Annotated in this window: 6 protein-coding genes; 3 read left to right on the top strand and 3 right to left on the bottom strand. The window is 65.4% G+C overall.

Annotated features, from left to right (window positions below; all coding sequences use genetic code 11):
• On the bottom strand, positions 1-474 hold a 474-nt coding region (locus QOI01_RS19655; protein WP_526383859.1), incomplete at its 3' end, for an acetylating acetaldehyde dehydrogenase.
• A gap of 25 nt (positions 475-499) precedes the next feature.
• On the bottom strand, positions 500-1,285 hold the full coding sequence (locus QOI01_RS19650) for a 2-keto-4-pentenoate hydratase (RefSeq protein WP_526383857.1): 786 nt from the start codon (positions 1,283-1,285) through the stop codon (positions 500-502).
• Positions 1,286-1,356: 71 nt separating this feature from the next.
• On the opposite strand from QOI01_RS19650, the gene kstD reads away from it, so the two are divergent.
• Both kstD and chsH3 read left to right on the top strand, forming a co-directional pair.
• Positions 1,357-3,051, top strand: coding sequence for a 3-oxosteroid 1-dehydrogenase (gene kstD, locus QOI01_RS19645; RefSeq protein ID WP_526383855.1), 1,695 nt, complete (start codon positions 1,357-1,359; stop codon positions 3,049-3,051).
• Between the two features lies 1 nt (position 3,052).
• Positions 3,053-3,916 (top strand): enoyl-CoA hydratase ChsH3, encoded by an 864-nt coding sequence (chsH3, locus tag QOI01_RS19640; protein ID WP_526383853.1) that lies wholly within the window; start codon positions 3,053-3,055, stop codon positions 3,914-3,916.
• Here chsH3 and QOI01_RS19635 read toward each other — a convergent pair.
• Positions 3,852-6,002 carry an AMP-binding protein gene (locus tag QOI01_RS19635; RefSeq protein ID WP_526383851.1) on the bottom strand — a complete coding sequence of 717 codons (2,151 nt, stop codon included), beginning with the start codon at positions 6,000-6,002 and terminating at the stop codon, positions 3,852-3,854. The genes chsH3 and QOI01_RS19635 overlap by 65 nt on opposite strands.
• 974 nt (positions 6,003-6,976) lie before the next feature.
• On the opposite strand from QOI01_RS19635, the gene QOI01_RS19630 reads away from it, so the two are divergent.
• The coding region (locus QOI01_RS19630) for an NAD(P)-binding protein (RefSeq protein WP_526383849.1) at positions 6,977-7,527 on the top strand (551 nt) is incomplete at its 3' end.

Here is a 7,527-nt window from a genome sequence, read left to right as displayed (position 1 = left end):
CGACGCCGACGACACCGACGCCACGATCTCGGCATAGGGCACGTCTACGACGCGGGACACCGCGTAGACCATCGGGATGGTGGCCTGCCCACCGCAGGTCACCATGTTGACGTTCGGCGCGTCGAGGTGCTCGCGCAGGTTGGCCGGCGGGATCACCCCTGGCCCGACGGCGGCAGGCGTCAGGTCGATGGCGCGGATGCCCGCCTCGGCGTAGCGCGGCGCGGCATCGCGGTGGACGTAGGCGCTGGTGGCCTCGAAGACCAAGTCGGGCTTCTCGTCGAGTGCGAGCAACCAGTCGACGCCCTCGTGGCTGGTCTCCAGACCGAGCTTGCGGGCCCGGGCGAGGCCTTCACTCTGCGGGTCGATGCCGATCATCCAGCGCGGCTCCAGCCAGTCCGACCGAAGCAGCTTGTACAACAGGTCGGTGCTGATGTTGCCGGACCCGACGATCGCGACTGATGCCTTCTGTGCCATTACAAGTGCTCCTGAATTCGAACTGTCACTCAAAGGAAAGACGGACTGAACCCAACCCGTCGAAATCAGCTACGAAATCGTCGCCCGGACGTGCATCTATCGCACGCGTGCAGGACCCCGGCAGCACGATGTCGCCGGCCCGCAGGCGCACCCCGAAGCCGTCGACCTTGCGGGCCAGCCACGCGACGGCGGTGACGGGATTGCCGAGCACCGCGTCGCTGCGACCCTCTGCGACGATCTCACCGTTGCGCCTCAACACCGCGTCGATGTTGCGGATGTCGATGTCCTTGGGCGACACCCGCTCCTTGCCCAACACCCAGCCGGCCGATGACGCGTTGTCGGCGATCGTGTCGCACAACTTGATCTTCCAGTCGGTGATCCGGGTGTCGATGAGCTCGATCGACGGAGCGAACGCGGCCGTCGCAGCGAGCACGTCGTCCTCGGTGCAGCCCGCGCCAGGCAGGTCGTCGGCCAGGATGAAGCCCACCTCGACCTCGACGCGCGGATAGAGGAACCGGCCCGCCGCGACCGGGACGTCGGAGAAGACCTCCATCTCGTCGAGCAGATGACCGTAGTCGGGCTCGTCGACGTTCATCATCTTCTGCATCGCCTCCGACGACAGGCCGACCTTGTGACCGATCACGCGGGCACCCTCGGCGACGCGCTGACGGATGTTGATCAGCTGGATCTCGTAGGCATCCACGACGTCGATGTCGGCAAACGCGTCGGTCAACGGCTTCGTCGGCACCTTGCTGCGCTCGGCTTCGGCCAGCTCGGCGGCCAGCTCGTCGCGTACCTCAACGGACAACATCGGTGAAGTCCCCTCGTTTCGTCGACCGGCGCAGTTGTGGGTCGGCCGGACAATTCTATAACGTGTTCTACATGACTCAGCAGGAGTACGACGTCATCGTGGTCGGTAGCGGCGCCGCCGGCATGGTGGCCGCACTCACCGCCGCCCACCAGGGACTATCGACATTAGTCGTTGAGAAGGCTCCGCACTACGGCGGCTCCACTGCACGCTCGGGCGGTGGCGTGTGGATCCCGAACAACGAGATCCTCAAGCGCGACGGGGTGAAGGACACGGCGGAGGCCGCCCGCACCTACCTGCACACGATCATCGGCGACGTCGTTTCGTCAGAGAAGATCGACACCTATCTCGACCGCGGTCCGGAGATGCTGTCGTTCGTGTTGAAGAACTCGCCGCTGAAGATGTGCTGGGTGCCCGGCTACTCCGACTACTACCCGGAAGCTGCGGGCGGCAAGCCCACCGGACGGTCCGTCGAGCCGAAGCCGTTCGATGCCAAGAAGCTCGGCCCTGATCTGCCGGGCCTGGAGCCGCCGTACGGCAAGGTTCCGCTGAACATGGTCGTGATGCAGCAGGACTACGTCCGGCTGAACCAGCTCAAGCGCCATCCGCGCGGTGTGCTGCGCAGCCTCAAGGTCGGCATCCGGGCGACGTGGGCCAAGGCCACCGGCAAGAACCTGGTCGGCATGGGCCGCGCCCTGATCGCGCCGATCCGGATCGGATTGCAGAAGGCCGGCGTCCCCGTCGAACTGAACACCGCCCTGACCGACCTGTACGTCGAGGACGGGGTCGTGCGCGGCATCTACGTCAGGGACACCGACGGCGCGGAATCCGATGAGCCCCGGCTGATCAAGGCTCGTCGCGGCGTCATCCTCGGCAGCGGCGGCTTCGAGCACAACGAGCAGATGCGGGTGAAGTACCAGCGCGCGCCGATCACCACCGAGTGGACCGTCGGCGCGGTCGCCAACACCGGTGACGGGATCCTGGCCGCCGAGAAGCTGGGCGCCGCCCTGGAAATCATGGAGGACGCGTGGTGGGGGCCGACGGTCCCGTTGGTCGGGGCACCGTGGTTCGCGCTGTCGGAGCGCAACTCCCCCGGCTCGGTCATCGTCAATACCAGCGGCCTGCGGTTCATGAACGAGTCGATGCCGTATGTCGAGGCGTGCCACCGGATGTACGGCGGCGAGTTCGGCCAGGGCGAGGGCCCCGGCGAGAACGTGCCCTGCTGGCTGATCTTCGACCAACAGTACCGAGACCGTTACATCTTCGCGGGTCTACAACCGGGACAACGCATTCCGAAGAAGTGGCTCGAGTCCGGCGTCGTGCTCGTGGCCGACAGCCTGGAGGAGCTGGCCGAGAAGACCGGTCTGCCGCTCGGCGAGTTCTCCGACACCGTCGATCGCTTCAACGGCTTCGCCCGTTCGGGTGTCGACGAGGACTTCCACCGCGGCGAGAGCGCCTATGACCGCTACTACGGCGATCCGACCAACAAGCCCAACCCCAACCTCGGCGAGATCAGCCAAGGTCCGTACTACGCGGCGAAGATGGTTCCAGGCGATCTCGGCACCAAGGGCGGCGTTCGCACCGACGTGCACGGCCGCGCCCTGCGCGACGACGGGTCGATCATCGATGGCCTGTACGCCGCGGGCAACGTCAGCTCGCCGGTGATGGGGCACGCCTATCCGGGCCCCGGCGGGACCATCGGCCCCGCCATGACCTTCGGGTACCTGGCCGCCCTGCACCTGGCATCCGCCGGGTCCCGAACGGCCTGACATGCCGATCAACCTCGACCAGGCCATCGGCGCCGAGCTCCCTGCAGTCGAATTCTCTTGGAGCAGTAGCGATGTGCAGCTGTACCACCTCGGCCTCGGCGCAGGCGCCGATCCCCTCGATGCGCGCGAGCTGCGCTATCTCGTCGACGACACCCCGCAGGTGCTACCGACGTTCGGCAACGTCGCACAGACCTTCCACATGACCGAGCCGCCGACGGTGAAGTTCCCCGGCATCGACATCGAGTTGAGCCGGGTGCTGCATGCCAGCGAGGCCGTGTTCGTCCCCGGCCCGATCCCCCCGTCGGGCACCGGCCGGGCCGTCACCCGCTTCACCGACATCTGGGACAAGGGCAAGGCGGCCGTGATCTGGTCGGAGACGACGGTGACCACACCGGACGGCACCCCGCTGTGGACGCAGAAGCGGTCGATCTTCGCCCGCGGCGAGGGCGGCTTCGGCGGCGAGCGGGGCCCGTCCACATCGGTCGAGCCACCGGACCGCGCACCGGATTTCGAGCTGACACTGCCAACGCTGCCACAGCAGGCGCTGCTGTACCGCTTGTGCGGTGACCGCAATCCACTGCACTCCGATCCCGAATTCGCCACCGCGGCGGGCTTTCCGAGGCCGATCCTGCACGGCCTGTGCACCTACGGCATCGGCTGCAAGGCACTCGTCGACGAATTCCTCGACGGTGACGTCTCTCGCGTCGGCTCATACGGCGCCCGTTTTTCGGGAGTGCTGTTCCCGGGTGAGACCCTGAAGGCCAGCGTGTGGAAGGACGGCGGCAGGCTGCTGGGCGTGCTCACGGCGCCGGCACGCGACGACGCGGTGGTGCTTTCGGGCGTGGAATTGTTGCCGGCCCAATAGTCAAGCAGACCCTTCGCGTCCGCAGTCGGCCGAGGTCCCGGAGAACACGCCGGTATGCCTTCCAGGCGAGGACGCCGACCGTGACGGCGATGACCGTTGCGACGATGAGGCGTAGGTCGTGGAGCTGGCCCGCATCATCGGCGCCGGTGGTGGCTCCGAGGCTGTCCGCAGCAGTCGTGTCGTTGAACAGGGACTGGCCCCACTCGATGGAGTAAAGGGTAAGGGGTTGGGTCAGGTCGATCCAGAGGGATGCGCTGGCCAACAACGCGATGAGGCGCTGCAGCGCAACGAGTATCGGTACTCGCGTCAGCCAGATGAGCAGCAGAATGCCGCTGACGATGACGAGTTTGCGGTCTGGCTCGTCGTCGAGGAATCCCGGGAGCATGACACTGCACACGGCGGCGACGGTCAACAGCAGGCGCTGGCCAGATCGCTCTGCGCGAGCTGCTGCCCAGCCGATCGCGAACAGCCACACCGTCGTGTGCGGACGATATGGTTCCATCGGTACGTTGCCGGTGAAGATGTGGAATCGCAAGTCCAGGCATATCCCAAGAATGGCAATGGCGAACCAAAACGGCTGTGCGCGTCCGAGTTTCCGTACGGCCGGGATCGACAGCAGCGCCGCACAGAGAACGAGACTCACGACCAGAGCCTCGATGAACCGATAATTCAACCGTGGATCCCACCCATCAGGGCCGACATCCCACCCATCGGGGCCGACTAAGTGCTCGACGAGGAGCACGTTCCAAATGTCGTACTCGCGGGTAACCGCGTAGGTGATGGCGATCACGACCACCGAGGGCACTGCGATACGAGCGAAACAGCGGACGACCCGCCCGCTTGACGTGATGGCGGCTAGCTGGAATCGGGCGAAGCTGTATCCGGCCGCCGCGAGGAGGACGTGTCCCGCGCCGTCCAGTTGGCTCAGGCCGACGTGATCGGCACATACCAGAACTATTGCCACGGCACGTAGGACGACACTCGTCTCCATCCACCGGAATGGCCCACGCGGCCCGCCCCCTGCGGCAGCTTCGGGTTCGGCGACGCTCAACAGATGCCAGTCCGTCGGGAGCGCGCCGAGCTGGCGTTCGAGTCGTTGTGATGTCTCGACGAAGGACAATGAGTCGCCGCCGAGACCGATGAAGGTATCCGTGTCGCTTACCTGCTCGGCCTTGAGCATCTCCCCGTAGAGCGCACGCACACCGTCGGCCTCCGCCGCGGGCACCGCAACCGTCTCGGGCAGTGGCACCGCTGACCGCAGCACGGCGGCATAGTCGGGTTTGCCGTTGGCGTTTCGTGGCAGCTCGTCGAGAACGAGGGTGCGCACAGCCGTAGCGGGTAGACCCACCCTTGCGCAGACAGCTGGGGCGGGATCCCGTGTGCCCTGCGCGACCGCTACTACCAACCTCGTGTCGTCGCCGGTGCACAGCGTCGGCATGCCGTCTCTGCGCAGTCCATGCTCAAGCTGATCGAGGTCGACGCGCAGGCCAAAGAGTTTCAGGAATCTGCTGCGTCGTCCGACGATCTCGTAGAGGCCATCATGGCGGCGACGGGCCAGGTCACCGGTACGCAGGCAGTCGATGGTGCGACCAAGGGCGAAGTCCTCGGGAGCCTGGGCGTAGCCGAGCATGACGTTCGGGCCATAGAAGATCAGCTCGCCGTCGTCGAGGGTGAACCGCCCGCCGGGGATCGGCGCCCCGACGGCCTCCGGGGCGTCGAGCATCCGGTCGACGGGCAGGTACGCCATTCGGGCGGTGGCCTCGGTCTGCCCGTACATGACGACGAGTTCCCAACCCCGACGGCGCCCGAGTTCGGCGAACCGCTGCGCACGGTCGGCACCCAGTTTGCCGCCCGCCTGGGTGACGTAGCGCAGGCTGGGTAACTCGAGGTCGGCAAAACCGACGCGGTCGAGCAGTTCGAATGTGTATGGGACTCCGGCGAACGCGGTCGCCTGCGCCGTGCGTGCCAGGTTCCAGAAACCAGGGTCCACGACCGAGAGCCCGGTCACGATCGCCGCTGCGCCCTTCGTCAAATGACTGTGCAGGACTGACAGTCCATAGCAATACGACAGCGGCAGCGAGGTCATCGCACGATCCGTGCTGTCCGATGCCGAGATACTGGGCGATCGATTTCGCGTTGCCGTCCAGGTTCCCATAGCTCAGCCGCACCAACTTGGGCGAGCCGGTCGACCCCGAGGTCGACGACAACAGGGCCAGATCAGGATGCAGGTCATGACGCGTGCCTGCCCGGCGCTCTGTTACGCGCCAAACATCGTCGGCGTCCCGCCCCACCACGACGTCCGGGTCGTATGTCTCCGTCAATGACGCGCGCGTGTCCATGTCCGACGCAATCAACACCACGTGTCCGGCGCGCAACGCCGCCAAGTAGCTCACGCCCGCCGGCACGGTGTTTTGTAGCTCGATCAACAACAAACGACTAGCCAAACCCAACAGCTCTATATTTGCCGAGACTCGTGTAGCGAGTTCCCCGTGGGTGATCGTGTCCCGGTCAGTGATCAGCGCCAGACGTTCAGCATGTCCCGCCCAACCGTCGACGAAGCCCAACCGTGAGCGAAGGTCAGGGATCAGCATTGTGAGGCCTCAAGCTCAACCGTAAGCACGCGCCGACACCGCCCGTCTCGCGATTCGCTCTCGATGACGGATGCAGCCTCCACCCCCAGTCCCAGCCGCTAAACCAATCCCCCCTCGTGGAGATTCTGCCAGTGCGTGACAAACAACGCCATATGACCAGCGAACTTCGATTAATTTGCTGAGGTCGCACCGAGATATCTCGGTGGTGAAGTCCACCGCGGCCGCGGCCAACGGGTTGCGAAATGGCGGCCGGGGCCATCTGTCTTCGGACCACCGGCGCCCGACGCGCCAGCAGTTGCCTGAACCCGGTGGCGGAGGAAATCATTCGAGCGAAGACGGCATTGGTGTAGGGTCCTGCACCAGCAAAGGCTTGCAGAGTGGGCGGCATTGCTTCTGACCAGCGCTTCCTCTGTAAGAGCGGCGGTGTGACCGAGGCGATCCACCTCCCAATGGCGATCGAGATGCGCACATGAGCAGAAGTGAACCGACCTTTGACGCCATAGTCGTAGGCTCCGGAGCCGCTGGCTCGTGGGCCGCCAAGGAATTGACGGAAGCCGGTCTGAAAGTCGTCGTACTCGAGGCGGGCAGAAACCTGGACGTGTCCCTCGACTTCCCGGCCGACGCGACGGTGGGCGCAGCGGGGATGGTGGGGCGCGCTCGAGCAGCCCTCCGGGGTCAGCCGGTTCAAGCCAAATGTGCAGCCTTCTCTGAGACTACGAAGCAATTTTACGTCAATGACAAAAGCAATCCCTACACGACGCCGCGAGGAATGCCGTTTCTGTGGTATCGGGGGCGGCAACTCGGCGGCCGCCTGCACACGTGGTCACGGCATGTACCCCGTATGTCGAATTACGAATTCAAAGCTGCGAGCCTTCGGGGCTGTGGCGTTGATTGGCCCCTCTCATACGAGGACTTGGCGCCGTACTACGACGTGGTCGAACGAACCCTTGGCGTGTATGGAATGCCCGCGGGCATCGCAAACTGTCCTGACGGCCACTTCATCGGCCCCGCTAAGACGAC

This window comes from Mycobacterium sp. (genome assembly GCF_032162605.1).
Classification (GTDB): Bacteria; Actinomycetota; Actinomycetes; order Mycobacteriales; family Mycobacteriaceae; genus Mycobacterium.
Note: the sequence above shows the minus strand (reverse complement) of the source record. Positions and strands in the feature narration are given on the sequence as shown.